This is a genomic window from Pseudomonas sp. TH34 (assembly GCF_016650865.1).
Lineage (GTDB): Bacteria > Pseudomonadota > Gammaproteobacteria > Pseudomonadales > Pseudomonadaceae > Aquipseudomonas > Aquipseudomonas yamanorum.
In genome coordinates, this window is the sequence record NZ_JAEKFB010000010.1 from 262,825 (window position 1) to 287,260 (window position 24,436).

The 24,436-nt window shown below is 60.5% G+C and carries 24 protein-coding genes and 1 pseudogene; 8 read left to right on the top strand and 17 right to left on the bottom strand.

From position 1 onward, the window contains the following. Positions 1-4: 4 nt before the first annotated feature. Genes JFU58_RS06045 through JFU58_RS06085 form a run of 9 tightly spaced genes read right to left on the bottom strand, consistent with a single transcriptional unit; the run spans position 5 to position 7,686 of the window. The gene (locus tag JFU58_RS06045) at positions 5-976 is read right to left on the bottom strand and encodes a fimbrial protein (RefSeq protein WP_201140068.1); all 972 of its coding nucleotides are present in this window, start codon (positions 974-976) and stop codon (positions 5-7) included. 36 nt (positions 977-1,012) lie between these two features. Beyond that, complete coding sequence (locus JFU58_RS06050; RefSeq protein WP_093205455.1) at positions 1,013-1,546, bottom strand: fimbrial protein; 534 nt, start codon at positions 1,544-1,546, stop codon at positions 1,013-1,015. Between the two features lie 11 nt (positions 1,547-1,557). Next, positions 1,558-2,037, bottom strand: a complete 480-nt coding sequence (locus JFU58_RS06055) for a fimbrial protein (protein ID WP_201140069.1) — start codon at positions 2,035-2,037, stop codon at positions 1,558-1,560. A gap of 26 nt (positions 2,038-2,063) precedes the next feature. Beyond that, on the bottom strand, positions 2,064-2,561 hold the full coding sequence (locus tag JFU58_RS06060) for a fimbrial protein (RefSeq protein WP_063027358.1): 498 nt from the start codon (positions 2,559-2,561) through the stop codon (positions 2,064-2,066). Between the two features lie 10 nt (positions 2,562-2,571). Then, on the bottom strand, positions 2,572-3,153 hold the full coding sequence (locus JFU58_RS06065; protein WP_093205451.1) for a fimbrial protein: 582 nt from the start codon (positions 3,151-3,153) through the stop codon (positions 2,572-2,574). Positions 3,154-3,174: 21 nt separating this feature from the next. Then, positions 3,175-3,927: a fimbria/pilus periplasmic chaperone gene (locus JFU58_RS06070; RefSeq protein WP_063027354.1), complete on the bottom strand. Its 753-nt coding sequence runs from the start codon at positions 3,925-3,927 to the stop codon at positions 3,175-3,177. Further along, entirely contained in the window at positions 3,924-6,536 is a 2,613-nt protein-coding gene (locus JFU58_RS06075) for an outer membrane usher protein (RefSeq protein ID WP_148666945.1), read from the bottom strand. Before JFU58_RS06075 ends, JFU58_RS06070 begins: the two co-directional genes overlap by 4 nt. A gap of 16 nt (positions 6,537-6,552) precedes the next feature. Further along, positions 6,553-7,113 (bottom strand): fimbrial protein, encoded by a 561-nt coding sequence (locus JFU58_RS06080; RefSeq protein ID WP_063027350.1) that lies wholly within the window; start codon positions 7,111-7,113, stop codon positions 6,553-6,555. Positions 7,114-7,164: 51 nt separating this feature from the next. Next, positions 7,165-7,686 (bottom strand): fimbrial protein, encoded by a 522-nt coding sequence (locus JFU58_RS06085; protein WP_063027347.1) that lies wholly within the window; start codon positions 7,684-7,686, stop codon positions 7,165-7,167. 540 nt (positions 7,687-8,226) lie between these two features. On the opposite strand from JFU58_RS06085, the gene JFU58_RS06090 reads away from it, so the two are divergent. Further along, positions 8,227-8,775 carry a PadR family transcriptional regulator gene (locus JFU58_RS06090; protein WP_063027345.1) on the top strand — a complete coding sequence of 183 codons (549 nt, stop codon included), beginning with the start codon at positions 8,227-8,229 and terminating at the stop codon, positions 8,773-8,775. Then, positions 8,772-9,539 carry a siderophore-interacting protein gene (locus JFU58_RS06095; RefSeq protein WP_201140070.1) on the top strand — a complete coding sequence of 256 codons (768 nt, stop codon included), beginning with the start codon at positions 8,772-8,774 and terminating at the stop codon, positions 9,537-9,539. Before JFU58_RS06090 ends, JFU58_RS06095 begins: the two co-directional genes overlap by 4 nt. Here JFU58_RS06095 and JFU58_RS06100 read toward each other — a convergent pair whose 3' ends face one another. Together JFU58_RS06100 and JFU58_RS06105 are read right to left on the bottom strand one after the other, a co-directional pair. Next, positions 9,540-10,166, bottom strand: coding sequence for a Pr6Pr family membrane protein (locus JFU58_RS06100; RefSeq protein WP_177027044.1), 627 nt, complete (start codon positions 10,164-10,166; stop codon positions 9,540-9,542). Between the two features lies 1 nt (position 10,167). Then, the gene (locus tag JFU58_RS06105; protein ID WP_003216406.1) at positions 10,168-10,404 is read right to left on the bottom strand and encodes a VF530 family protein; all 237 of its coding nucleotides are present in this window, start codon (positions 10,402-10,404) and stop codon (positions 10,168-10,170) included. 385 nt (positions 10,405-10,789) lie between these two features. Here JFU58_RS06105 and JFU58_RS06110 point away from each other — a divergent pair, with 385 nt between their 5' ends. Continuing rightward, a complete protein-coding gene (locus JFU58_RS06110; RefSeq protein ID WP_093205449.1) occupies positions 10,790-12,808 on the top strand; it encodes a TonB-dependent receptor in 2,019 nt (672 codons plus the stop codon). Positions 12,809-12,950: 142 nt separating this feature from the next. On the opposite strand, the gene JFU58_RS06115 is transcribed toward JFU58_RS06110, so the two are convergent. Continuing rightward, positions 12,951-14,975 carry a c-type cytochrome gene (locus tag JFU58_RS06115; RefSeq protein WP_201140071.1) on the bottom strand — a complete coding sequence of 675 codons (2,025 nt, stop codon included), beginning with the start codon at positions 14,973-14,975 and terminating at the stop codon, positions 12,951-12,953. Positions 14,976-15,199: 224 nt separating this feature from the next. Between JFU58_RS06115 and JFU58_RS06120 the strand changes: the two genes are divergently transcribed. From JFU58_RS06120 to JFU58_RS06135, 4 genes are all read left to right on the top strand, one after another. Further along, positions 15,200-16,402, top strand: a complete 1,203-nt coding sequence (locus tag JFU58_RS06120) for a pyridoxal phosphate-dependent aminotransferase (RefSeq protein WP_201140072.1) — start codon at positions 15,200-15,202, stop codon at positions 16,400-16,402. A gap of 39 nt (positions 16,403-16,441) precedes the next feature. Further along, positions 16,442-16,927, top strand: a complete 486-nt coding sequence (locus JFU58_RS06125; protein WP_177071144.1) for a GNAT family N-acetyltransferase — start codon at positions 16,442-16,444, stop codon at positions 16,925-16,927. A gap of 69 nt (positions 16,928-16,996) precedes the next feature. Continuing rightward, positions 16,997-17,494: a hypothetical protein gene (locus JFU58_RS06130; protein ID WP_201140074.1), complete on the top strand. Its 498-nt coding sequence runs from the start codon at positions 16,997-16,999 to the stop codon at positions 17,492-17,494. A gap of 73 nt (positions 17,495-17,567) precedes the next feature. Further along, positions 17,568-18,266, top strand: a complete 699-nt coding sequence (locus JFU58_RS06135) for a hypothetical protein (RefSeq protein WP_063027330.1) — start codon at positions 17,568-17,570, stop codon at positions 18,264-18,266. Between the two features lie 173 nt (positions 18,267-18,439). Here the strand turns inward: JFU58_RS06135 and JFU58_RS06140 are convergent, their stop codons facing one another. The 3 genes from JFU58_RS06140 to JFU58_RS06150 are packed head-to-tail and all read right to left on the bottom strand — an operon-like array spanning position 18,440 to position 22,026. Beyond that, complete coding sequence (locus JFU58_RS06140) at positions 18,440-19,882, bottom strand: c-type cytochrome (RefSeq protein WP_201140075.1); 1,443 nt, start codon at positions 19,880-19,882, stop codon at positions 18,440-18,442. A 3-nt stretch (positions 19,883-19,885) separates the two neighbouring features. Further along, positions 19,886-21,475 (bottom strand): GMC family oxidoreductase, encoded by a 1,590-nt coding sequence (locus JFU58_RS06145; protein ID WP_201140077.1) that lies wholly within the window; start codon positions 21,473-21,475, stop codon positions 19,886-19,888. Between the two features lie 14 nt (positions 21,476-21,489). Continuing rightward, positions 21,490-22,026, bottom strand: a complete 537-nt coding sequence (locus JFU58_RS06150) for a sugar dehydrogenase complex small subunit (RefSeq protein WP_201140078.1) — start codon at positions 22,024-22,026, stop codon at positions 21,490-21,492. Positions 22,027-22,348: 322 nt separating this feature from the next. Here JFU58_RS06150 and JFU58_RS06155 point away from each other — a divergent pair. Then, a pseudogene (locus JFU58_RS06155) lies at positions 22,349-22,699 on the top strand (VUT family protein); the annotation flags it as partial. A gap of 51 nt (positions 22,700-22,750) precedes the next feature. On the opposite strand, the gene queC reads toward JFU58_RS06155, so the two are convergent. After that, positions 22,751-23,443 carry a 7-cyano-7-deazaguanine synthase QueC gene (gene queC, locus JFU58_RS06160; protein WP_063027319.1) on the bottom strand — a complete coding sequence of 231 codons (693 nt, stop codon included), beginning with the start codon at positions 23,441-23,443 and terminating at the stop codon, positions 22,751-22,753. Positions 23,444-23,545: 102 nt separating this feature from the next. After that, positions 23,546-24,433, bottom strand: a complete 888-nt coding sequence (gene cyoE / locus JFU58_RS06165; protein ID WP_017480052.1) for a heme o synthase — start codon at positions 24,431-24,433, stop codon at positions 23,546-23,548. Positions 24,434-24,436: the final 3 nt, after the last annotated feature.

A 24,436-nucleotide genomic window follows, 5' to 3' on the forward strand; every position in this document is an offset into this window, starting at 1 on the left:
TGTGTCATGGCACACCCATTACCAGTACGCCGCTGCCGTTTAACGGCCCCTCGACAGGCAAGGACCCGGTTCGCTTGACCAGGGCGAACGTTACAACGTCGCTCCCGGAACTGTTGGTGATACGGGTCAGGAACGAGCCATTGACTCTAACCGCCGCCCCTCCACGGACAAGGGCCGTGCCCACGTTCGGATTGCTCATCACCAGCGCATTGGCGTTGAACGAGGACGGCGTGCCTTTGTAGGTAATGGTGATCGGCGTGGTAATCCCCGGGTCCGGGCACCGGTAGGTGAGCGTGTGATCTTTACGAACGGTGGTGGACAGGGGGTCCGTGCCTATCGCCCTCTGATGGACATTGCCGAAGTCGATATTGATCGGCTGGTTATTGTTGATCGTGCACGACGATGGGGAAATGATGAAGTCGTTGTTGGCGATGTACGTGAGCTGCAGGCTCGTGGAGCCGCTATCGTAATTGTTGGTCTGGTCGAGACGTAACACGCCGAGGGTGTCACCTATTCGAATGTCGATAGGGTTGGTCGGGTTGTTGCGGATCAAGATATAAGGAATGACATCGATCGGGATCGGAGTCGTATTGTTAGGCATGGTCGCAATCCGGATACCCGCCGGGATAGGCGTGTCGCGGTACGTGCCATTTATGCGCAAACCGGTCGTCTGGTTGACGAACTTCGGACCAGGCGACCAGGCCGGGCCGATCCTCGTCCCGGTGGCCCAGTAATCCTGCCGTCCATCCGGGGTATAACTGTCGGGTTCGAAGCGACATTCGATCCTCACCCCGGACAGGAGGATACGCGGCTCATTCACCTCCAGTCGCACATTCACCGGGACCTGCAGGTTCAACGTCCCGCCAATGTTCACCCGTTGCCAATTGCCGCCATTGACTCGGCAATCAGCTGCTTTCACGGTCGTCGTAATGCCAGCCAGGGCAAGCAGCACAACGGCTCCAAATAGTCGTTTCATGTTGTTCTCTTTCATCCCATGCATAACGGTTTACCGTTACGGATAATCCAGCGTAAACGTCGAAGTCACACGGTAGCTGCCGTGCCCGATGGTCTTGTCCCGCAGGGCATCCGGCTCACCCTGCACATAGGCCTTGAGCAGAATGACGTTGTTGCCGGGGCTCAATTTCTGCTCGTCGCCGACCTTGTTCACCGGCACCGGTTTGTCGCTCAGCGTCTCCAAACCCAGCCCGATACCAGAGGCACCACTGCCACCATCCAGGGCGAACAACCCGGGCAGCGCACGGTTTTCCGCACCGTTGAACAGGATGGTCACCGAGTCGCTGATGGTGGTATTGCAGTCATCCAGGTGCAGGGTGAAACGTTTGCCCACTGAGCGTGTGTTGATGTAGAGGTGCTTACTGGTCAGGTCCCACATTTCCAGGGTGATGGCTTCATCGCCCGGGCGGATGGAGCAGGCCTGTTCCACCAGGTTGCCCTTGAACCTCAGGTTGTCCACCGCCTGCGCCGTGGCCGCCAGGCCGAAGGTCAGCAGCAGGGCCAGCCCCTTATGAATCATTGCGTGTCGCATACACTCGACTCCTACTGGTATTCAGCCAACAGCGTGGCCACCGCCGTGAACCCTTGGGCCTTCAGGACCGAACCCGGCCGTTTGACCGGCACCACTTCCAATGTCGGCGGTGCCGCCAGGCTGATGTCCCGCGGCGTGTTGAGGCGAAACGGCGCGTTGTTCTGATACAGCCGAATCCCCAGGTCAGGCGCAGTGGTCTGCAGGGCGGCGTTATCAAAAGTCGTCTCTGTGCCCTTGACGCTCAGCTTCAACAACCACGGCAGCGTGGAGGCGCCGCAGCGGATGGTGTAGCCGACGGCCTTGCGGTATTTCACGCCATCGATACGCTTGGTGCCGACATCCCCGAAATCGACTTCAATCGTGCTGCCCGAATCAATCGTGCAGGGCGGCGGCTCGTTCAGCGTTCCGTTGAACGTCAGGTTGGCCGACGCACCACTGCAAAAGCCGATGGAACACAAGGCGAGCAACGCTCGCTGCGGCCAACTTGTCATTGATCGTTCCTCTTTATTAGGGCTCGTCATTGGTACTCGATCACCAGGGTGGCGGCGGTCGCAAAGGCCCCTCCGGTCAACGTGCTGCCCGCGCGCTTCACCGGCACTGCCTGCACGGCTGGAAAGGTCGGATGGGTAAACCTGAGCGGCGTGTTCAGCGGCCAGTCCACCCCATTGGCGAATAGCTTGATACCCAGGTCGGTCTTGGGGGTCGAGAGCACTTTGTTATCAAACCCGGCCGCCGCGCCCTTGAGTTCCAGGGTCATCGCGTTGCTGTAAACGGGGGGACTGCAGGTGACGGTATACGGCACGTCCCGTCGATAATTCACGCCATCAATCCGCGACGTCAGCAGGTCATTGCCGAACGGCACATTCAGCGTGCCACCGCTGTTAATCACGCATGGCGGCGGCGCGATGATCACCGCGCGGATCGTCAGGTTGGTATCGGCCTGCACGCCCTGGCTGACCGCCCACAGCAGTCCCGCACCGATAAAAATGGCCCGCGGGCCGGTTAACCTGGTCATTGTTCTGCCCTTACTCATAATTGAGCCTGAAATCCACCACGGCCCGGAATGCACCGCTGGTCAGGGGTGCCGGCGTGCGCGTGGGCTGGACGTTCCAGGTCTGCGTGTTGCGGCCCAAGGGCAAGAACAACGGCTCGCCCCTTGAACCCAGCTGTACATCGCGCCCCTGGGAATCGGTCAGGCGCAGGCCCATCCCGGTGATGCCTTGCACCTTGACCAGCCGTGGATCATCGGCATCGGCCGGCGCAATGAACGCGACCGACAGCACCGGTTGATAGGCGCTCCATGTCAGGTTTCCCGTGCGCTCACTGGCGATGCGGCCGGCAGTGCGCCGACAATCCTCGAACAGCAGTTGAAAGGCCACGGAGGTCGCCTGGTCACCCGGCCGTTGCAACTGGCTGGCCGATACCGGGCCCAGGTCAATCGTCTGGTGCAGGGATGCCATCTCCAGGCTGCAGGGGGTTTCGTGCATGGACCCGAGAATGTTGAGCATCCCGACCATGCCCTCCACATCCTCGTCATCCGCGGCGTGCGCCGGCCCCATCAGGGCCAGCAACAGACCGACCAAGACCTTCACTGTGTGCAACTTCATGACGTTCTCCGGCAGCAGGCACTACTGATTGGCCACAGACAGTTGCGTGTTCACCTTGCACGTCTCGCCACTGCAGGTGAACGCCAGCAGCGGACGGCCACCGTAATCATTCACGTAGGACAAATAGGGGGTGGTACCGAGCTCTTTGGCAGTCGGCCCCAAGGCTTGCGTGCCTTTGGGCGCGACCATCACCGGCTCGAAGCCCGGTATGGTCTTGCCGTCCTTGCTGCTGCGCGCATCCACCAGGGTCACGTAGTAAGGCGTGGGGTTATTCACCCGGTAGTGATCGCCTTGCCGGGTAAGGGTCAGTTTTTCCTGCCACGGGTTGGCCAGGTCCTGCTGGGTGGGGGTAATTGCCTGCGGCCGGTAAAACAATTTGATCCGGGTTTGCAGCGCGATTTGCAGGGTGTTGGGCTTGTCGCTGCGCGGCGGAATTTCCCGCAGGTTGAAGTAGTAGACCGTCTCCCGATCCTGGGGCAGCGACTTGGCGGCCGGCAGCGCCTGGACTTTCACCTGGCTTTGCTTGCCGGGCTCCAGGCGTTGGACCGGTGGCAGCACGATCAAGGGTGAGGTGATTTTCTTGCCCTCTTCATCCTCGATCCAGCCCTGGGCCAGGTACGGTAACTGGGGGTTGTTGTTGGTGATGTTGACGCTGGTTGCATCTTTGCCACCATCGAAAATCACGCGGGTACGGTCCAGGCCGACAGCGGCGTTGGCGCTCTGGCTCAAGACCACCAGCAGCAGTGCGTAGGTAAAACGTATGTTGTGTTTCATGAGGATGGATTCTCCATAGTGTTTCGCTGGCCGGTCAGGGTGGCTGGCTCGGGTGAGGCTTGATCGACGGCTACCGTCTGGCAGCGCAATTGCAGGGCATCGGTGAACGCATCCGCTGGCAACTCGACAGGCAGCGTCAGGACGCAGCGCTCGGTGCCGCCCCAACTGACGATCATCTGCTCGCCGGCCTGAATGCCGCTCAGGTAGACATCCCCGCCGTCATTCACCACCCCGGTGTCCTGCTGCTTGCGGTTTTTCACCGTGGCGCCGAAGGGCGGTGCGCTGCCATCCGGCAGGCGAAGAATCGCCATGGCCTTCTGGCCGGAAATCACTTCCAGGGATCGGTAGCCAATGGCCCCTTCGGTGAGGGTCAATTGCGTCACGGATTGAGTGGCCTCGACATCGCTGGGCAATTTCTCCAGGTCAACACTGGCCGCCGTACGCTGGTAGCTGGTGATGTCGGAGATGACCGCCTTGCCGAACGCGTTGCTGCGGGTCGGCGTGCCGTAACCCCGCACGGGCACATCGGGCACACCGGCGGTATCGACCAGCAGGCGGGTTCCGCCGGTACTGGTGGTTCGATGCAGCGCCCCACCGTAAGGCGTGAGCGTGCCGCCGCCACGCACGGATGCGCTGAGGGTGCGGTTATTGCCTTGTTGCGTCGTGGCGCTGAGGTCGATGTCGGCCTGGTCACCAATATGGCTCAGGTAGCCGCTGGCCGAGGTATCGCTGGCACTGAGCTGGTAGCTGTTACGTTCATCCAGACGATCGGCGTAGCGCGTGGTAAAGCTGTTTTTGCCGCCGGCCCTGTTGGCATCCATCGACAAGGTGCCGGTGGGCCCCAACGGCAGGCTGACCGTCAGCGCTGCTCCGTTATCCTTATATTGGTATTCATGGGTGCGATATAAATTCAGCGACAGGCTCATGTTCCTGACAGAACCCACGTTGAAGTAACGAGACGCCGACAGGTTCCAGCGCTGGGTGTCCGGCCGATTCCAATACGTTTGTTTGTTATAGCTGGCATACACCGTGGTGTTCAGATCGCGAAACTGCTTGTTCACCGTCACCGTATAAAGCGCCTTGTTACCGCCAATGGGTTTCCAGTGTTCAATGAAGTTACCGTTTTCATCGAACACGCCGCGTCCGCCCAGCTCACCGTTCAACCCGTAGTGCCGAGCATCCAGGTATTGGCTCATGCTCAAGTAGTTCTTCTCGGAAAACCGGTAACCGGCAAAGGTGACCTGGCTGTCGTACTCTTCAAAGTTCTTGGAATATTGAAGGCGGTAGGATTTACCCGAGAGTGTCTGGTTCCACAGGCTGGCGCGAGACTGGGTGACGTCCAGGGAAACGGCGCCGAACGCCAGCAAATCCCGGCCCGCGCCCACCGACAGCGCACGGTAGTTGTTATCCGTTATCGCACCGCCCAGCAGCGACCAACCATTGCTGATCCCCCAGGAGAACTCGCCGGTGCCAAAAAAATCACCGCGGGATTCGTACTGCAGGTTGGACGGTCGCCCGGCAGACAGCTTGTAACGAACCTGCCCGGGACGCGTCAGGTAGGGAACGCCTGCCGTATCGAGCTGGAACTTCTGCACCGAACCGTCCTGCTCTTCGACCCGCACATCCAGGGTGCCGGACACGGCGTCATTAAGGTCCTGGATACGAAAAGGGCCTGCCGCCACCAGCGTTTCATAGAGCACACGCCCCTGCTGGCTGATGACAACCTTTGCATTGGTCCTGGCCACCCCGACCACTTCCGGTGCGTAGCCCCGCAGGTTGGGCGGCAGCTGGCTTTCGTCTGACTTGAGCCCGGCACCGGTAAAGCGGAAGCTGTCGAACAGGTCCGAATACAGGTAGTCCTCGCCCACCACCAGGCGTGCCTTCAGCGCAGGAACGGCGCGATACGCGTAATAGCGGCTCCATTCCAGTTTTTGCCGACTGGCCTGGGCCTCGCGGTCTTTCTCGACACGCCCTTGCCAATCCGCCCTCAGGCGCCAGGCCCCGGCATTGGCGCCGAGTGTGCCGTTACCGCTGAGGTCATTGCGCGTACCGTTACTTTTCCGGTAGCTGGACTGCGCCGTCATGTTGTAGTCGACCAGCAACCCCGGCACCCCCTCATCCCAACGTGACGGCGGGTCCCAGTTGATGGCGCTGTATTCCAGGTAGGCCTGGGGAAGGTTGATGTCCAGGGTGGAGGTGCCCAGGTCGGCACTGACTTGCATGCCGGGCAAGCCCGTGACATCCAGGCACTGCCCGCCTTTCCACCACTTGAGCTGGTCAGCGCCGGACGCCTTGAGGCCCAGTTGCTCGACAAGCTCACGCGATAAACAGGGCGCACTGCCTTTGGGATCATCATCGGGGTGAAAGAACGCCACCGATTGTTCAGATATAGGCTGGGTATTGAGCTGGACCACCATCGAGTAGGTGCCAGGCAAGATAAACCCACTGCGTGCAAACTGAGACAGGTCAATATTGGAGCGATCAATCAGATCAAGAACGTCGGTATTAAACTCAATATCCCCGGCGCCCATTGCAGTTCCAGCCAGTGATATCAACCCGCCAAAGAGGCTGGGGCGCAGCGTATTCATGACTTTCGACGTATTCAACATACACGCAACTCAATCTTCAGAAGTATTCCAACTTGAACCGCACTGCCGCGCGGTGAGCCCCTGCCAACAGCGGCACTCCGTTGCCCACCAGGCGGAGCCTGTAATGAAGCGTCATGTCGCCATCAACCACCGGCAGCAACGCCATCGGCACTCCCGGCACACTCACCTGGCCAGCTGCGTCCTCAATATGGAAAGCAACCCCCTGCGAGGCACCAAAGGCTGCAAAGGAGCGCCCGCCCATATCGCTGGGCCCGTCGAACGTCACGCGAAGATGCTCCCAGTCCGGCAGCGTTTCGCCGGGGCGCAACGGGTCGGGACGGGTCACCGTGCAATTGACCAGCCGTAGCTGGAACGGCTGCATTTGCCCCGCGCCCTCTCGCAACAGGCGGCCGATGGGTTCGGGAGGCATGTCGATGGTCTGATCGGCAGTGACCGCTTCCAGCCCGCAGGCCGAGTCGATGATCTCGCCTCCCAGCGTGACGAGCCCATCGCCTTGCACACGCGTCTGCGCGGCATCACAAGGACTGATGAACAGCGTCAATGAAGAGGCAATAGCGAGACTTATGAATGTTTTCACCTTGATCTCCCGCCAGTTTTCCCCCGCCACCAGTGGTGGCGGGGGAAACACTTACTGATAAGCCAAGGTGAAGTTGGTGACCGCGCTGAAATCACCAGGAACGATGTCGCCTGTCGCCTGGCCTTGTACGTAGGCGCCGAACTGCAGGGTGTTATTACCGGCAACAATGGCCTGCGGAGTGGTAGGCACGCCCAGCTCAATCGCTTTGCCACCGTGGGTCATCATGATGCCGATGCCGCCCGCGCTACCGACCGTGCCGATGCCGCCAGGCACAACGCTGGACGGCGCACCGGTGAAAGTAGTGGTCACGGTGTTATCGGTGAGGCCAGACAGGTCGCAACCTTCAAGTTCGATAGTCACGGGGCGGGCGGTGGACTTGCCGCCGGATTGCAACTGATGCTTTGCAATAGCGCCAAGTGCAACTGACTGATCCACAGACTCAGGCTTGATAGAGCAAGCACCCGAATGGACCGAACCGGTAAATGTAATCGTCCCGTCCGCCGCATTAGCAACAGAGATCGAACCCGCCAACAGGCCGACAGTCAACAGCGCAGCTTTTACTTTAGTCTTCATTTGCAGATGCTCATATGTATTAAAAATCAAAACGAAATCCTGGCTTAGTTTCGCACAGGACTTATTAACCAAGCGCCAGAACAGTTTCCTGAAACAGTGGAAATCGGAGGCTTTCCAATTACTTGTATTGCAATTCAGGAGTTCGTTCGAGGCCGGGCAATTATCCATTTCGATTTTGAATATGAAAGCCGGTCGATTCGCTTATTCACGTAGCCTTGTCATACCAAGACACATAGGAAAATTATGGCACTTTGCCAAAACTTTAGAATCAGCCGTAAGAAACGGACTACATTAACTTAACAAGAATGATTTAGTGCAGAACACGTCCGTAAGAATAGGATTACATATTATAAAAAACAACAGTAATTACTGGGGCACGCCAACTAACAAGTTGGCGAATATGTCGTGAGGGTCAGTGCGCTGATCCGCCTGTTTTCGAGTCCCGTCTCACACGGCGCGAGATGACCGTTCGTCTGTCGGGGTTGCAGCGGCATTAAGATATATCTTACGTTGTATCTAAACCAAACGAGAGCATCCGAAATGAGAGACCATCATTCACACCGCGACCCCGGTGACAGCCGCGACGGCTTCGACAAACGCCCAGGCCGCGAGCGCGGCGGCCGTGGCCCACGGGTTTTCGCCCCCGGCGACCTGAAACTGCTGCTGCCGGCACTGATCGCCGAACAGCCGTGCCATGGCTACGACCTGATTCGCCGGATCGAGACCCTGTTCGACGGCGCCTACAGCCCCAGCCCCGGCGTGATCTACCCCACGCTGACCTTTCTCGAAGAAAGCGAATTGATTACCGGCGACGCCGATGACGGAAAAAAACGCTACACAATCACCGACGCCGGTCGTCTCTTCTTAAGCGAACAGGCGGTTGCCCTCGAAGGTATTCGCATGCGCATGGATGTGAGCAAACGTTCGCTGCGCGGCCAGGACCGTCCGCCGGAAATCCACGAGGCGGTGCATAACCTGCGTCACGCCTTGCATTCGCACCACGGGCGCTGGAGCCCGGAAGAAATCGTTCGTGTCGCGGCGCTGCTCAACAGCACCGCCCAAGCCATTGCCGACGGAAAAGCCCAATGAATATCCAAGCCATCCACCGCGTGACCCACGAAATCAAACGCCGCCGCCTCGAAGTCCTGCGAGTGGTCGACATCACCCCGCGCATGCGCCGCATCACCCTGGGCGGGCCGGAACTGGCGGGCTTTATCAGCCTGGGCAGTGACGATCACATCAAGCTGCTGTTCCCGCAGAACGCCGCCGAACAAGCGGCGCTGGACAGCCCCGACTTCAACCTGCGCGGCGATGGCCCACAACCGGCCATGCGCGACTACACCCCACGCCGGTACGACCTGGACATCGGCGAGCTGGACATCGACTTCGTGCTGCACGGCGATGGCCCTGCCTCCACCTGGGCCGAGCAGGCCAAGGTCGGCCAGCACCTGCACATCGGCGGGCCCCGTGGCTCAATGATAGTGCCGGATATCTTCGACAGCTACCTGTTGATCGGCGATGAAACCGCGATCCCGGCCATCGCCCGGCGCCTGGACGAATTGTCGGCGGGGCGCAAGGTATTGGCGGTGATCGAGATCGCCAATGCGGCGGAACAGCAGCCGCTGCACAGCGCCGCCGAGGTGGAAGTGATCTGGGTGGTGCGCGGCCAGGATGACCTGCTCGGGACGGTGCAGAACCTGACGCTGCCGGACGGTTCGCTGTACAGCTTCGTCGCCACCGAAAGCAAACTGTCGCGCCAGCTGCGGCGGGTGCTGCTGGACACGCACAACGTCAATGAGGCGTTCCTCAAGGCGGTTGGTTACTGGCGCGCGGAAGGCAGCGAAGAAGAGTGATCAGGTGCGGGGCTTGATGATTTTATCCAGCCCCACCACCACCAAAGCAATCAGCACAAACCCCGCCAGAATTCCCCCGGCATTGATGAACACCTGTGGATAACCCAGCCTGTCCACGTCAATGAACGGGTACTGATACAGCCCCCACACATACCCACGCAACAACGCGTACGCGAAGTAAACCAGCGGGTAAATCACCCACAGTCCGATGTGCTGGAGGCGCAGGCTGCCCTTGGGCACGCACCACCACCAATAGGCGACAAACACCAACGGCATCACGTCGTGCAGCAGTTCGTCCGCCACAAACTGCACCCCCGCGGGCTGCCACATGTGCCGCAGCAAGAGGCTGTACGCGAGGCTGACCACCACAATACTCACGGCAATCCCGCTGCTGACCACAGGCCCGAGGAAAAACCGGCTCGCCGCGGTTGGCCGTTGCACCCAGGCGTGGGTCAACACTACCGCTACCAGGGTGTTGGTGAGCACGGTGAAGAAGCTGAAGAAATTCACCAGGCCCGGCAACAGGCTGGCGCCATCGATCCAGCGGAAGTAGAAAATAATGTACTGCTGCAGCGCCAGGCCGGCCCAACCGCCGAGGGCTGCGAGGCCGATAAGGTGACGTTTCACCTCAGTCCTCGACCGGTCGCTTGGTGCGCATCAACTTCACGTACAAACCTTCGACCTTCTCCCGCGCCCACGGTGTCTTGCGCAGGAACGACAGGCTCGACTTGATGCTTGGGTCACTGGAAAAACAGCGGATATTGATGCGCTCGGCCAGGCCTTCCCATTGGTAATGCGCCACCAGCGCGGTGAGGACCTGTTCCAGGGTGACGCCGTGCAGTGGGTCTTTGTTTGTCGCGGTCATGCCGGGCCTTTTGCGAAAAGAAGAAAACGAAGCCGCGCACCTTAGCGGACGGGCCGTGCGGGTGGAAGCGCTGCCTTCACTATAGGCCACTGTTCGATCGTTCGATCGTTCCCACGCTCTGCGTGGGAATGCCGAATTGGACGCTCTGCGTCCCGCGGTCGACGCAAATTTCAGCCCTGCGCAATGGTGACGCAGAGCGTCACGGGATGCATTTCCACGCAGAGCGTAGGAACGATCAGCGTGGGAGTGATCGAGCGGGGTTTGGGAAAGTTCCCCTTGGCAGAGAAAAAAGTGATGTTATATTGTAACGATAACTATCAAAGGGTATCGAATCCCTTACCGTTTTCAGCCTTCTCTTTTTTTGCCGTTTGCCAAGGAACGACCGATGTCCCTCTCTTCTCTCTGGCGCCTCACCCCGCTGGCCACCGCCCTATTGATCACCTCCCAGGCCAACGCCCTGGAGCTGCAACCCCAAGTCATCACCGGCAACCCGTTGGGCAGCGAAACCCTCGCCTCGCCCACCACCGTGCTCGAAGGCGATGACCTGACCCTGCAACAAAAAGGCAGCCTGGGTGAAACCCTGAACAAGCAGCCCGGCGTGTCGTCGTCGTACTTCGGCCCGGGGGCCAGCCGGCCGATCATCCGTGGCCAGGATGGCGACCGCATTCGCGTCCTGCGCAATGGTGTGGGCGCGCTGGATGCCTCGTCGCTGTCCTATGACCACGCCGTGCCGCTGGACCCGGTCAACGTCGACCGCATCGAAATCGTACGCGGCCCGGCCGCCCTGCTCTACGGCGGCAGTGCCATCGGCGGCGTGGTGAATACCTTCGACAACCGCATCCCCACCGAAGCCATCGAAGGCATCCATGGTGCCGGTGAGTTGCGCTACGGCGGCGCCGACACCACCCGCAGCAGCGCCGGCAAACTGGAAGCCGGCAACGGCACCTTCGCCTTGCACCTGGACGCCAGTGCCCGGGAATTCAACGACCTGAAAATCCCCGGCTTCGCCCGCAGCCGCCACGCGCCGGAAAGCGAAGACGGTGAAGGCAAGAACGGCCGCCTGGGCAACAGCAGCGGGCGCCAGGATGGCGGCTCGGTCGGCGGTTCCTACACTTGGGACGATGGTTACGCCGGGCTGTCCTACAGCAACTACGACAGCAACTACGGCTCCCCGGCCGAGCAGGACGTGCGCATCCGCATGAAGCAGGATCACTACGCCTTTGCGTCCGAGATCCGCAACCTGCAAGGCCCGTTCACCTCGGTGAAACTCGACGCCGGCTACACCGACTACAAGCACATGGAAATCGAAGGCGGCGAGACCGGCACCACCTTCAAGAACAAGGGCTACGAAGCGCGAGTTGAAGCGCGACACCTGCCGATCGGGCCATTCAACGGTGTGGTGGGCGCGCAGGTCAGCCGCAACGAGTTCTCGGCGCTGGGTGAAGAAGCGTTCGTACCGCAGACCGACACCAACGCCGGCGCGCTGTTTATCCTCGAAGAAATGCAGGCCACCGAGCGCCTCAAGCTGAGCCTCGGCGGGCGCCTGGAACACACCAACGTCGACCCCGACGGCAAAGGCAACGCGCGCTTTGCCAATGCCAACAAGTCCGCCGACTTCACCGCCGGCAGCCTGTCGTCTGGCGCGGTGTACACCCTCACGCCAATCTGGTCCCTGGCCGCCACCCTCGGCTACACCGAACGCGCCCCGACGTTCTACGAGCTGTATGCCAACGGCGCTCACGTCGCCACCGGCACCTATGAACTGGGCGACGCCAACCTGTCGAAAGAAAAAGCGGTGTCCAGCGACCTGGCGCTGCGCTTTGACAACGGCACCCACAAGGGCAGCTTCGGCGTGTTCTACAGCCACTTCTCCAACTACATCGGCCTGCTGGGCAGCGGTCGCACCCTGAATGACGAAGGCGAGGAAGATGCCGGCGGCATTCCTGAGTACAAATACTCCGGCGTGCGTGCGCGTTTCGCAGGGTTTGAAGCCCAGGATCACATCAAGCTGGGGGAAGGTGCCTACGGCAAGTTCGCGTTGGAACTGTCCGGCGACTACACCCGCGCGACCAACCTGGACACGGGTGAAGCCTTGCCACGGATTGCGCCGTTGCGTTTGAACAGCGGCTTGCTGTGGGAACTGGATCGCTGGCAGGCGCGGATTGACGTTGAACACGCGGCGGGCCAGGGCCGGGTGCCGGATAACGAAAGCGGCACCGATGGCTACACCACCCTGGGCGCCAGCGCCGGCTACCGCTTCAATGTCGGCGGCAGCCAGTGGCTGGCGTTCGTCAACGGCGAGAACCTGACGAACCAGACCGTGCGCTACGCCAGTTCGATCCTGCGGGACATCGCCCCGGCGCCGGGGCGGAGTGTGCAGGTTGGCTTGCGCACCACCTTCTAACTGGCTGCACTCGGTTAAAACTGTGGGAGCGGGCTTGCTCGCGAAAGCGGAGTGTCAGTCAATACATGGGTGACTGACCCACCGTCTTCGCGAGCAAGCCCGCTCCCACATTGACTGTGCCCACTTCGAACAGGTTGTGGGGTTAGTACCGCGCATCCACGGGTTTACCCCCCTTCGGCCAATCCTTCACTTTGTCCGGGAAATCCGGACGAGGTTGTTGGGAGAAGTAAGCCGCCACATCCACCGCCTCCTGATCCGACAAGCCACCCTGCCCCAACGGGAATTTCTCGTGGAAGCCAATCGGCATGTTGCGTTTCACGAACGCCGCCGCCGTGTGCAGCCGGGCCATCCCTGCCCCGATATTGAACGATTGCTCGCCCCACAACGGCGGGTACACCAACTCGCCATCCGCCCGCGTCAACCCTTGGCCATTGTCGCCATGGCACACCGCGCACTGCCTGGCATAGACCTGCTTGCCATTCTCCATGTCCGGTTTGATCGCAGTGTCGACCTTGCCCACCCCGCGTCCGGCGACTTTATCTTCAGGCTGGGTGTTGTTTTTCATCCAGTCGAAGTACGCCACCATCGCCTGCATATCCGCCGATTCCGGCGGCAGTGGCTTGCCATTCATCGAACGCCGGAAGCAGCCGTTAATCCGCTCTTCCAGGCTCACCACCTTGCCTGCCCGCGGCGCATAGCTCGGGAAGAACGCCGAGACACCCACAAACGGCGAACCGTCCGCCACGGTACCGGCGTTGAGATGGCAACTGGTGCAGTTCAAGGCATTACCCACATTGTTCGGCAGCAGTTCCTTGGTTTGCAGGTGCAGGCGCATGCCGCGCACCACTTGATCGGCATTCGGTGCCGTCAGCAACTCAGCCAGGCGCGGGGTTTCGAACGCTGACGAATCGGTGGTGACCGGGTTGAGCTGACCACGCATTTTCTTCACTTGGGCAGCGCTGATGGGCGTGCCTTCGTTGCCCCAACTGCTGCGTACGAAACTGAGGATTTCAGCGATTTCCTGATCCGCCAACCGGGCAAACCCGGACATGGTGTAGACCCGTGGATGGGTTGCGGTCTCAGCCGTTTCCCACCCCGTCAGCGTGATATGCAGCAATGAAGTCGGGTTGTTCGAGGCAACGCCCGGGTTGCCGGCCAACTGCGGAAACAGCCCTTTCACCCCGCCGCCGTCGCTGCGGTGGCAATCACTGCAAAACTGCATGTAACCCAGGCCGCCACGGCTGGTGAACAGGTCCTTGGGCGGTGCAGCAGGTTCGTGTGCCACGGCGGGCATCGGCAGATCATCCTTGCCCGGTGGCAAGGATTTCAAATAAGTCGCGATGGCCGTCAAGTCAGCGTCAGTGAAATGCTGGGTACTGTGATGAATCACATCAGCCATGTTCCCCGAGACCGTGGCAAAGCGGTTCTGCCCGGTCTTGAGCAATTGCACGGTGTCGTCCACCGTCCACAGGTTGCGCAGGCTCAAGGCGCGCCAATGTTCGACGGTCTCCCCGGCCAGGTAATGCCGGCCGCTGCGGCCGGCATCACTCATGGCTTTCTCCTGGAAGGCGATACCCCGCGGGGTGTGGCAAGAGCCGCAGTGGCCCAGGCCCTGGACCAGGTAGGCGCCACGGTTAAGCACTTCATCCTTCGCCGGGTCAGGCACGAACGGCTGCTTGTCGAGGAACGCAAAATTCCACAACGCCAGGCCCCAGCGCTGGTTGAACGGGAAGCCCATCTCAGCGTCCAGGTTCGGCTTGTTCACCGCTTTCACGCCCTGCATCAGATAGGCGAACAAAGCGCGCATGTCGCCCTCGCTCATCTTCGCGTAGGACGGGTACGGCATCGCCGGGTAGAGGTTCTGCCCCGCGGGCGTCACACCTTCTCGCATGACCCGGTCGAACTGCTCAAAGGTGTACTGACCGATGCCGGTGTCGCGGTCCGGGGTGATATTGCTCGAGTAGATCGTGCCCATTGGCGTGCTCAGTTCAAGCCCGCCGGCCATTTGCGCGCCTTGCTTGGCGGTGTGGCAGGCGATGCAGTCACCCAGTTGGGCAACGTACTTGCCCTGTTCGATCAGCGTGGGGTCGGCTTCGTTGGCGTGCAGGGGAAGGGACAGGCACAGCACCACCCCCACAAGGCCCAGACGTGACAGGGGAAAAATCATCGCACTATTCCTTTAATAACCCGGCCTGGGGCGGTCCCCTCGGCGCAGGTCTGCAATCGTTTTTTATTGGGTCATCAGGCAGATAACCGGGGCATGGTCAGCCCCAGCTTCGTTGTAGCGGATTTTTTGCGCGCGGCCCTTGATGTGGATCAGGCGCCATGTTCTACAGTGGAACTGAAATCGACTAATTGACGCGGGCATCGATGTCGGCGAGGAGAGCAAGGATGCGTTATTCACCCTTTGTGGGGCGCATTGGCGGCGAATCCGTCAGTGCCTGGGATATTCACTACGCCGCCGCCGAAGCTCAACTGCGTGGCGAAGACGTGATTGTGCTCAGTGTCGGCGATCCGGATTTCGCCACACACAGCGCGATCTGTGAAACCGCCGTGGACGCCCTGCGCGCTGGCGACACCCACTACACCCATGTGCTCGGCCGCCCGAAACTGCGGGAGGCCATCGCCGCACGGCAGAGCCTGCTGCAAGGGATTGCGGTGCACGCCGACAATATAGCCCTGGTCGCCGGCGCGCAGAATGGCCTGTTCGCGGCCTGCTTGTGCCTGTTCAGCCACGGCGATGAAGTGCTGGTGCCGGAGCCGATGTACCTGACCTACGAGGCCTGTGTCCAAGCCTCGGGGGCACGCATTAAAACCGTCGAACAACCGGCCGCCAACGGCTTTCGCCTGACCCGTACCGCGCTGAAGGCCGCGATTACCGACAAGACCCGGGGCATCGCCCTCGCTACACCGTGCAACCCCACCGGCAACGTCTACTGCCGCGAAGAGCTGGAAGCTGTCGCCGAAGTGGCACGCGCCCACGACCTGTGGGTAATTTGCGATGAAGTGTATGGGCAGCTCATCTATGACGATCAACACCTGAGCATCAGCGCGTTACCCGGCATGGCCGAGCGTACGGTGGTGCTCAACAGCCTGTCGAAAAGCCACGCCATGACTGGCTGGCGGGTAGGTTGGGTGGCCGGCCCGCCCACGTTGATCAGCCATCTGGAGAACTTGCTGCTGTGCATGATTTATGGCCTGCCAGGGTTTATCCAGGCGGCGGCGCTCAAGGCACTGGAACTGGATGAGGCCGTGGTCAGCGATGCCCGTGCGGTGTATCGGCGCCGGCGTGACCTGGTGGTGAATGAGCTGAGTGCGATCAGCGAGCTGGACTGCCGAGTCCCCCAGGCGGGCATGTTCATGCTGGTGGACGTACGCCGCACCGGGCTCACGGGCCGGGAATTCGCCTGGCAACTGTATCGCCAGACCGGCGTATCGGTGCTTGATGCCCAAGCCTTTGGCCCCAGCGCCGAAGGGTTTGTGCGGGTTTCGTTTACCGTTGCCGATGACACCCTCAGGGAGGCTTGCCGACGCATTGCCGGCTTCGTCGAAGGGCTTGGGGCCAACGCCGCGCCTTTACGTGATCGCCGATAACGGGCATAAAACGCCTTTTGCCCCGTTCGAAGGACTGCCATGTCTCAAGGATTGACCTATCGCCAGGCGCACCTGGATGACCTGCACACCCTATGCGTACTGGGCCAGCCGCTGAACCGCCTGCACCACCAGGAACGGCCCGATATCTATCGTGATGCCACCGACCAGGTGGAGCGCGACCAGTCCCATTGGCGGCCCTGCCTCACCAGTCGGGTTCAGGCGGTGTTTCTTGCCGAGCAGCACGGCGTTGGTATTGGATTTATCACCGCGCAAATCATCGAGACCGCCAGCCCGTTGTTGCAGCCGCTGCGTGTTGCCAGGATCGGCTCGATCTGCGTGCTGGAGGCACATCGCGGCCAGGGCATTGGCCGTGAGCTGATGGCGCTCGCGGAGCGTTGGGCCATCCGCCAGGGCGCCGGTGATCTGCGCCTGACCGTCTGGGCCTTCAACGAACCGGCGCAGCGGCTGTACGAGGAATTGGGCTACGAAAAACGCGCCTTCGAAATGGGCAAGCGCCTCGGTTAAATCGATGGACAGACCACGCGCAGCCCGGCGAATATCGACGCCCAACTTCATCAGGCACGGACGCTGACCATGCTCGACATTCTTCAGGGCACGCCCCTTTGGGTGTACGCCGTTTATCTGTGGATCTGCTGGTACGGGATCAAAGCCACCCGCGGCAGCCGCGAAAACCACCGGTCGCTGGTTATCCTGCCGGTGGTGCTGGTGATCTGGTCGCTGATGTCCATTGAACATTCAACGCTGTCGATTGGCTGCTGGCTGGGCGGTGCGGCGGTGGGCAGCCTGTTGGCGATGGCGATGTTCACCGCCAAGGGTGCAAGCCTCGATGGCCACACGCTGGTGCTGCCCGGCACCTGGAAAATCCTGCTGATCTCCCAACTGTTCTTCGCCGTGAAGTATTACCTCGGTTACCAGCACGCCGTGCATCCGTTGCTGTCGAGCACCGCGCCAATGCTGGCCCTGGCGGGCGGGGCTTCGGGTTTTACCGTTGGGCTGTTTTGCGGACGGGCGATCAAGCTGCAGCGGGCGTTGGCGTCATTCAACCGCGATGAGGGCATTGTGCTGCCTTGACCTGATCCCCCTCCCCGCTGAAAATGCGCGACGCTTTTCCCGTCTCCCCGTTTACTGAAGTAGTGAAATTTCAATGTCTGATTCCCGTACCGAAGAATCCGTAGTCGCCTTGCAGTCCAAAGCTGAATACGAAAACGCCATCAATCTTTCACAGCACGTGCCGGCGGCCAAGACCATCAGTGAAATGGTGCTGGACGCGTTCCACACCTCCAAGGAAAGCGACCAGATCCGCGAGCTGCGCGTGGCCATCCGCCAGGCCCACGACGCCTTCGACGACGACAAGGCCTACGACCTGATGGGCGAGCTCAAGCAGCTCAAGGACGCCGAAGCCGCCGACAACGCCGCCCTGGAAGACCTGAATACCAAGTTCTCCATCAGCCGCATCCTGTCCAGCTTCAAGGACGATCCGGAGTTTCAGGAACTGGTCTACGGCCTGGCCCTCAAGGTGCTGAACCAGACCCACCAGGCCATCAGCAACCCGAGCGCCGGCAAAGGCAAGGCTTCCCGCCCGAAGAAGGAAATGGAAGTGTTCGCCATCAGCAAGGACGGCATCAGCGTCAACCTGCCGCTGCGTTCGCCGCGTTCCAAGCCGAACGTGGACCGTGAGGCGTTTGAATTCCTCGGCTTTACCTTTGTCGGTGAAGGTGATGAGGCGGAACTTGAGGTTGAAACCTTTGTGGATAACTCGGGCGCCGAGCAGCCACTGACGCGTAAAAGCATCATCACCGCATTGCAGCAGCAAACCGCATTTGATGGCTACAGCATCGCCTAGGAGCTGTCGAGCGTCAGCGAGGCTGCGATGGCAGCAACATAGCAATCGCGCCAGACACAGGCATCGCGTCGCGCCTGACGCAGCCTCGCTTAAGCTCGACAGCTGCTACGCCAGCGTTGAGGCATTAAAAAGCCCCGCACTTCATACCGAAGGCGGGGCTTTTGCGTTTCTGGCTAGTTGGAATGAAAACGGCGGTTCAACGCAATCCGCTTGGCCTCCACTGCCCGCAGGTGTTGGTGGTGACGCCGCCACAGCACCAGCACGATGACCAGCACCAGCGCCAACAGTCCACCGCCCCACAGCAGATACGGCATCGCCGTGATCAATAACGGCGTATCCCCACCGCGACGCAGGCTGGTCACCTCTTGGGAACTGACGCTCAGCGCCGGGTTGCCGAAGGTCTGCAGGCTGTAGTTGGCGATGGCGGCGATTTGCGCGTCGTTCAGGTCGCCACCCAAGGCCGGCATGTTCACTGCGCCGTCGGCACCTTTACGGTCGATGCCGGCGATGATCGCCATCACCAGGTTGTTGGCCTGGTTGCCGTTGAGCGCGGTGTTGAGGCTCAGGGACGGGTAGAACTTGTCCGCCGAGCCCTGGCCATCGCGGCCGTGGCAGCTGGAGCAGGCCGAGTTGTAGAGGCGTGCGCCATCCAGGCCGGTCGCGTCAGCCAATGACGCTTGATCGCCTTGGCCGGTTTCCAGGGTGCTCATGTCCACAGGCTTGACGTCGCGCACCACCCGCTCGGTCTGCCCGGGATCGCGGATCGGCGGCACGCTGTGCAGGTAGGCGGCCATGGCGTGCAGGTCGCTGTCGCTGAGGAAGCGGAAGCTGTTTTCCACTGCTTCGGCCATACCGCCCGCTGCTTGGGCCTTGTCGGCGAGGTGACCGTTTTTCAGGAAGTTGACCAGGTCGTCCTCGCTCCAGTCGCCGAGGCCACTGACCTTGTCGGAGGTGATGTTGGGCGCAACCCAGCCACCCAGTTTGGCGCCAGCCAGGTACTGGTTGTTGTCCTCGGCCATCAGGGCATTACGCGGAGTGTGGCAGGCGCCGCAGTGGGCGAGGTTGTCCACCAGGTACTGGCCACGGCTGACCTGTTCGGTGGCGCCGGGCTTGGGCACAAAACCCTGGCTGTCGAGAAACACCAGGTTCCAGCCGAACATCAGTTGGCGGATGTTGAACGGAAACGCCAGGTGCGTTTCCGGCACCGGCTGGTCCACGGCTTTGACGCCCTGTTGCAGGTACACGTACAAGGCGTGGATGTCGTCATCACTCATGCCTTGGTACGAGGTGTAAGGCATCGCCGGGTACAGGTGCTGGCCCTTGGCGTTGATGCCTTTGCGCAAGGCGTCAGCCAGTTGCTGCTCGGTGTAGTCGCCGATGCCGTAGGCCTTGGACGGAGTGATGTTGCTGGAAATGATCTTGCCCATGGGCGAGTCGATCACATACCCGCCGGCCAGCGGCGCGCCACCGTTTTCGGCGGTGCGGTGACAGGCTTCGCAATCGCCGGCACGGGCGACATAGGCACCCCTCTCGATCAGCGCATCGGTGTCTTCAGCGGCAAACACCGGCAAGGCGGTGAGCAGCAAGGCCAGCAGCGGAAATTTAAGCAATCCCATGACCTAGACCTCCCGCGCAATGATGTCGGCCATACGGATACTCAGCGCCACGCCGGCCAGAGTCGGGTTGATGGTGCCGGAAGCCGGGATCACCCCGGTGGTGGCGAGGAACAGGTTGGCGTGGTCGTGGGTGCGGCACTCGTGGTTGACCACCGAGTCCTTGGGGTTGGCGCCCATGATCACGGTGCCCATCAGGTGGTCGCGGTTCTGGTAGCCGGTGTTGTCTTCCACGACCGTGCCACCCATCAGCTGCACAAAGTGCGCATAGTCTTCGGTAACACCGGACTTGGCCGCCTTCACGTAATCGCCCACCTCGTAGTTGACCACCAGCATCGGGATGCCCAGGGCGTCCTTGCGGGTGCGGCTCGGGCGCACGGTGTTGGTCGAAAGCGGCAGGGTTTCGTAGACGGTGGAGACATCGACCCAGCGCGCCGCGTCGTGGCGGATGCGTTCGTCCAGCTCCTTGCCGTACACGCCCTGGGCGATCAGCCGCTTGGCCACGGCAATGTTCGGCACGTTGTTGGAGATCGAGTGCTTGACTGAGGCCCGTTCCTTGCGGAATTCGCCGTCGCGGCGATTGAATATCCCGCCCTGCTGCACTGCCCCGCGTCCCGGCCACAACGGCTCGTCGGCGATAAATTGCAGGCCTTGGCCAGTGTGGTCCATCAGGTTGCGACCGACCTGGTCGGAGGAGTTGGCCACCTCGGAAATCAGCAGCAGCTTGGGGGTTTCCAGGCCGTGGGCGGCAACGATGAAGTACTTGGCAGTGAGCCGCACATCAGCGCCGGTGGAGCTGCGGTAATGGATGGCGACGATCTTGTCGTCCGCGCCTTTTTCCAGCTTGTAGGCAGTGGCGTCGGTGATCAGCTTGGCGCCGGCCTGTTCCGCATGGCGGGCGTGCACATCGCCGCTGTACATCGCGCCTATGGGGCAGACCGGCATGCAGTTGTTGTTGCCGCTGCACGCCGGGCGCCCGTCGTAGGGTTCGGTGGCACGGCCATTGGGCTCATGGATAAAGTGATAACCGGCCGGGGCCATGCGTTCGCGCAGGCGCTGGAACAGGTAGGTATCGCCTTCCGGCGCCATTGGATAAGGGCTTGAGCGCGGCGGGAAAGCGCCGCCGCCCTGCCCGCTCTGGTCCTGGGTGTCACTGCCGCACACGCCCAGGGCAATTTCTGCGCGCACGTAATAGGGTTCCAGCTCGCTGTATTCCAGGGGCCAGTCGCGACCTACTCCGTAGAGTGTCTTGAGCTTCATATCGTTGGGCAAATAACGCCAGCACGCCGCCGCCCAGTGCCAGGTGGTGCCGCCCACCAGTTTCAACATACCGGGGCGGAACTCGAAAGAACCGGTGTTCTCGATGTACTGCTCATCATAAGAATGATGGGCCCACGGCTCATTGGGATAGGGTGAGTTGTAATTGCCCTTGTTCGACGAATTACGGAAGTTCTCGACTATCTTCCAGCGGGGAATATGTTCACCCGCTTCCAGAATAATCACTGACTTGCCGAGTTTGGCCAATTCAAAGGCTGCGTTACTGCCTAATGCGCCGGAGCCAACCACGATGACATCGGCGTCAAAATCCTGATTCATAAAAGTGCCTTGTCTTAGTCGTTGGCCAGCGTGGCCGGAGGATTCACCCAGTAATTGGTTTTTCCCCGGGAGTACGTCGGGATCACCGTGGCGTCCGCGGTCGGCTGGTAGGCCAGCGCGCCGGTGAAGGTCACCAGCCGTGTGCCGTCGGTAGCGCGCAGGGACACCGGCGTGCCGGTGTAGCCCAGGTACCAGGCGGAGACGATTTTCTGCGTCGTGTCCTTGATCACCGGGTCGGCGTAGAACGGGCTGCCGGACAACTGGCCGACGCTACGCAAGTGATGCTGGCCAACCTTGCTCCACAAGGCTTTCATCTTCTGCGGGAACTCGGGGTCGTTCTGGGTGCACTGGGCCAGGATGCGCAAGGACAAGGTGGCATCCAGGCTCGGGCGTTCGAGGAGGAACATCGACAGTTGGCGGAAGGATTCGATGTCGTCGCTGGCGGCGCTGCTGACTTCCTGGGCCAGCGCAACACCGGCCCACAGCGGGGCAAACAGGCCGGCACCGGTGAAGGCTGCGCCTGAGTACAGGAGTTTTCTTCGGGTTATCACGGGATATCTCCTCATGAGTCGAACCACTATCGGCGCACGGGCCAAGTTCGACTTCACTGCAAAAGGCTGAGTACTTCGTTCACGGAGGTTGAACGGACTTTAAGAGCCCTTTTTATAACTGCCAGGAGAACGCCAAGCTGTCATGCAGCTTGTTAATTATGGATATGAGCAATAACGCGACCGTCTATAACAGCCGCTTAAACACCGTACAGCAATTCATCCCGCACTAATATGAAACATCCATTTGGATATTTGCTCAGTTGTGCAGGTAATCCGCGAGGGGATACCTCGCGCACCAGGTTTGGGCCTGCAAATGCAGGGATTCCTGGTGTCGGAGAACATCAACTCGTACCTGCTGTGCAAGATCAAAGAGCTGACCAACTCCAGGTACCTGTTCCTGCGCATTTTCCTGAGTACTTTCTTCGCGGTGATTATCGACAGTTTCCTGTTCTGTTTCATCGCGTTCTACGGCGCCATGCAAACCAGCGACATCCTGAACATGATCTACGTGCAGATCGCGATCAAAGTCTGCTTTGCCTTCTTCAATATCCTGCCGGCCTATGGCGCCCGCTCGCTGTTCAAGCGCTACATCACGGGCGATACGCCAACTGATGCTCGTTCCCACGCTCTGCGTGGGAATGCCGCTTTGGACGCTCCGCGTCCGCCTTTGTGACGCGGAGCGTCACGGGATGCATTCCCACGCGGAGCGTGGGAACGATCGACATCACGCCAGCTTGCTTTTCAGGCTCTGCATGACGGCGGCCTTGTTTTCCAGGTAGTCGTTCAGGCCCCGCGCGCGAAGGTTGCACGCATCACAGTTGCCGCAGCCCGTGCCGATAATGCCGTTGTAGCAGGTCAGGGTCTGGTTGCGGATCAAGTCCAGCTGGTGGTGATAGTCCGCCAGGGCCCAGGTCTCGGCCTTGTTCAGCCACATCAACGGCGTTTCCAGGCGCACGTCGTATTCCATGCCCAACTGAAGCGCTTTATTCAGCGCCTTGACGAACTCGTCCCGGCAATCGGGATAGCCGGAGAAGTCGGTTTCACACACGCCGGTGATCACGGTTTGCGCCTTGACCTGATAGGCGTAGATCGCCGCCAGGGTCAAAAACAAAATGTTCCTGCCCGGCACAAAGGTGCTCGGCAAACTCTCGCCTGAGCTGTTCACCGTGGGTACCGGAATGTTGTCGCGGGTCAGGCTGCTGATGGCCAGTTCGTTCAACAGGGACACGTCCATCACCTTGTGAACGGTGGCACCCAGTTGCTTGGAGAGTTTTTGCGCGACTTCGATTTCCGCCACATGACGCTGGCCATAATCAAACGTTATGCAGTGCACTTCGTCATACAGCGGCAGTGCCTGGATCAGACAGGTTGTCGAGTCCTGCCCACCACTGAATACGATAACGGCTTTTTTACTCATCACGCTGCTTCCTGCATTTGTAAGATTTGGCATAGTTTAAAGGCCCCTCAATAAAAAACCCCGCGCTTCTTTCGAAGGCGGGGTTTTTTACTGCTTGATCACTCAGTGAGCGTACGTCAGCAGCAACTCTTTCGGCACCTGGAAATCCAGGGACATCATCACGCTCAAGGCGGTGATGGTGAAGATCGAGAAGACGAACAGCTTGCGTGCCCAGACGGTGTCATCCACCGCCTTGTAGCCGGTCCAGGCCATGTACAACCAGTACATGCCCATGGCGGCGGCAACGGCGAGGTAGCTCATGCCGGCGTAGCCACTGAAGGTCAACATCAAGGTCGCCACGAGGAAGGCCAGGATGTAGAGCAGGATGTGTTTCTTGGCGACCTTGATGCCACGCTTGACCGGCAGAACCGGAATCGAGGCAGCCAGGTAGTCGTTGAAGCGGAAGATCGCGATGGCATAGGAGTGCGGCATCTGCCACAGGCTGAACATCACCAGTAGCACCAGCGCGGCCATGTCGAAGCTATTGGTCACAGCCACATAACCAATCACCGGCGGCATCGCCCCCGACAGACTGCCCACCAGCGTGCCGTGAACCGACTTGCGCTTGAGGTACAGGCTGTAGAAGCCGACGTAGATGACAAAGCCGATCACGGCAAACAGCGCCGCCAGCGGGTTGGCCACCTTGTACAACAACACCACGCCGGCGATACCCAAAACGGTCGCGAAGATCAGTGCCAGTTTCAGGGAGATAAGGCCCTGGACCAGCACACGATTCTTGGTGCGTTCCATCTTGATGTCGATATCGCGGTCGATGCAGTTGTTGAATACACAACCGGAAGCTACCACCAGGGACGTGCCGATCATCGCTGCCAGGAAAATGGCCAGATCGACATGCCCCTTGGAGGCCAGGAAGAAACCGCCTGCCACAGAAAGCACGTTACCGAAAATGATCCCCGGTTTGGTGATTTGGATAAAGTGCTTAAGCGACATCGG

Bases quoted from the DNA above. Each gene is read 5' to 3' on its own strand.
- JFU58_RS06045 (WP_201140068.1), bottom strand. From the start codon at position 976: ATGAAACGACTATTTGGAGCCGTTGTGCTGCTTGCCCTGGCTGGCATT.
- JFU58_RS06050 (WP_093205455.1), bottom strand. From the start codon at position 1,546: ATGCGACACGCAATGATTCATAAGGGGCTGGCCCTGCTGCTGACCTTC.
- JFU58_RS06055 (WP_201140069.1), bottom strand. From the start codon at position 2,037: ATGACAAGTTGGCCGCAGCGAGCGTTGCTCGCCTTGTGTTCCATCGGC.
- JFU58_RS06060 (WP_063027358.1), bottom strand. From the start codon at position 2,561: ATGACCAGGTTAACCGGCCCGCGGGCCATTTTTATCGGTGCGGGACTG.
- JFU58_RS06065 (WP_093205451.1), bottom strand. From the start codon at position 3,153: ATGAAGTTGCACACAGTGAAGGTCTTGGTCGGTCTGTTGCTGGCCCTG.
- JFU58_RS06070 (WP_063027354.1), bottom strand. From the start codon at position 3,927: ATGAAACACAACATACGTTTTACCTACGCACTGCTGCTGGTGGTCTTG.
- JFU58_RS06075 (WP_148666945.1), bottom strand. From the start codon at position 6,536: ATGTTGAATACGTCGAAAGTCATGAATACGCTGCGCCCCAGCCTCTTT.
- JFU58_RS06085 (WP_063027347.1), bottom strand. From the start codon at position 7,686: ATGAAGACTAAAGTAAAAGCTGCGCTGTTGACTGTCGGCCTGTTGGCG.
- JFU58_RS06090 (WP_063027345.1), top strand. From the start codon at position 8,227: ATGAGAGACCATCATTCACACCGCGACCCCGGTGACAGCCGCGACGGC.
- JFU58_RS06095 (WP_201140070.1), top strand. From the start codon at position 8,772: ATGAATATCCAAGCCATCCACCGCGTGACCCACGAAATCAAACGCCGC.
- JFU58_RS06105 (WP_003216406.1), bottom strand. From the start codon at position 10,404: ATGACCGCGACAAACAAAGACCCACTGCACGGCGTCACCCTGGAACAG.
- JFU58_RS06110 (WP_093205449.1), top strand. From the start codon at position 10,790: ATGTCCCTCTCTTCTCTCTGGCGCCTCACCCCGCTGGCCACCGCCCTA.
- JFU58_RS06115 (WP_201140071.1), bottom strand. From the start codon at position 14,975: ATGATTTTTCCCCTGTCACGTCTGGGCCTTGTGGGGGTGGTGCTGTGC.
- JFU58_RS06120 (WP_201140072.1), top strand. From the start codon at position 15,200: ATGCGTTATTCACCCTTTGTGGGGCGCATTGGCGGCGAATCCGTCAGT.
- JFU58_RS06125 (WP_177071144.1), top strand. From the start codon at position 16,442: ATGTCTCAAGGATTGACCTATCGCCAGGCGCACCTGGATGACCTGCAC.
- JFU58_RS06130 (WP_201140074.1), top strand. From the start codon at position 16,997: ATGCTCGACATTCTTCAGGGCACGCCCCTTTGGGTGTACGCCGTTTAT.
- JFU58_RS06135 (WP_063027330.1), top strand. From the start codon at position 17,568: ATGTCTGATTCCCGTACCGAAGAATCCGTAGTCGCCTTGCAGTCCAAA.
- JFU58_RS06140 (WP_201140075.1), bottom strand. From the start codon at position 19,882: ATGGGATTGCTTAAATTTCCGCTGCTGGCCTTGCTGCTCACCGCCTTG.
- JFU58_RS06145 (WP_201140077.1), bottom strand. From the start codon at position 21,475: ATGAATCAGGATTTTGACGCCGATGTCATCGTGGTTGGCTCCGGCGCA.
- queC (WP_063027319.1), bottom strand. From the start codon at position 23,443: ATGAGTAAAAAAGCCGTTATCGTATTCAGTGGTGGGCAGGACTCGACA.
- cyoE (WP_017480052.1), bottom strand. From the start codon at position 24,433: ATGTCGCTTAAGCACTTTATCCAAATCACCAAACCGGGGATCATTTTC.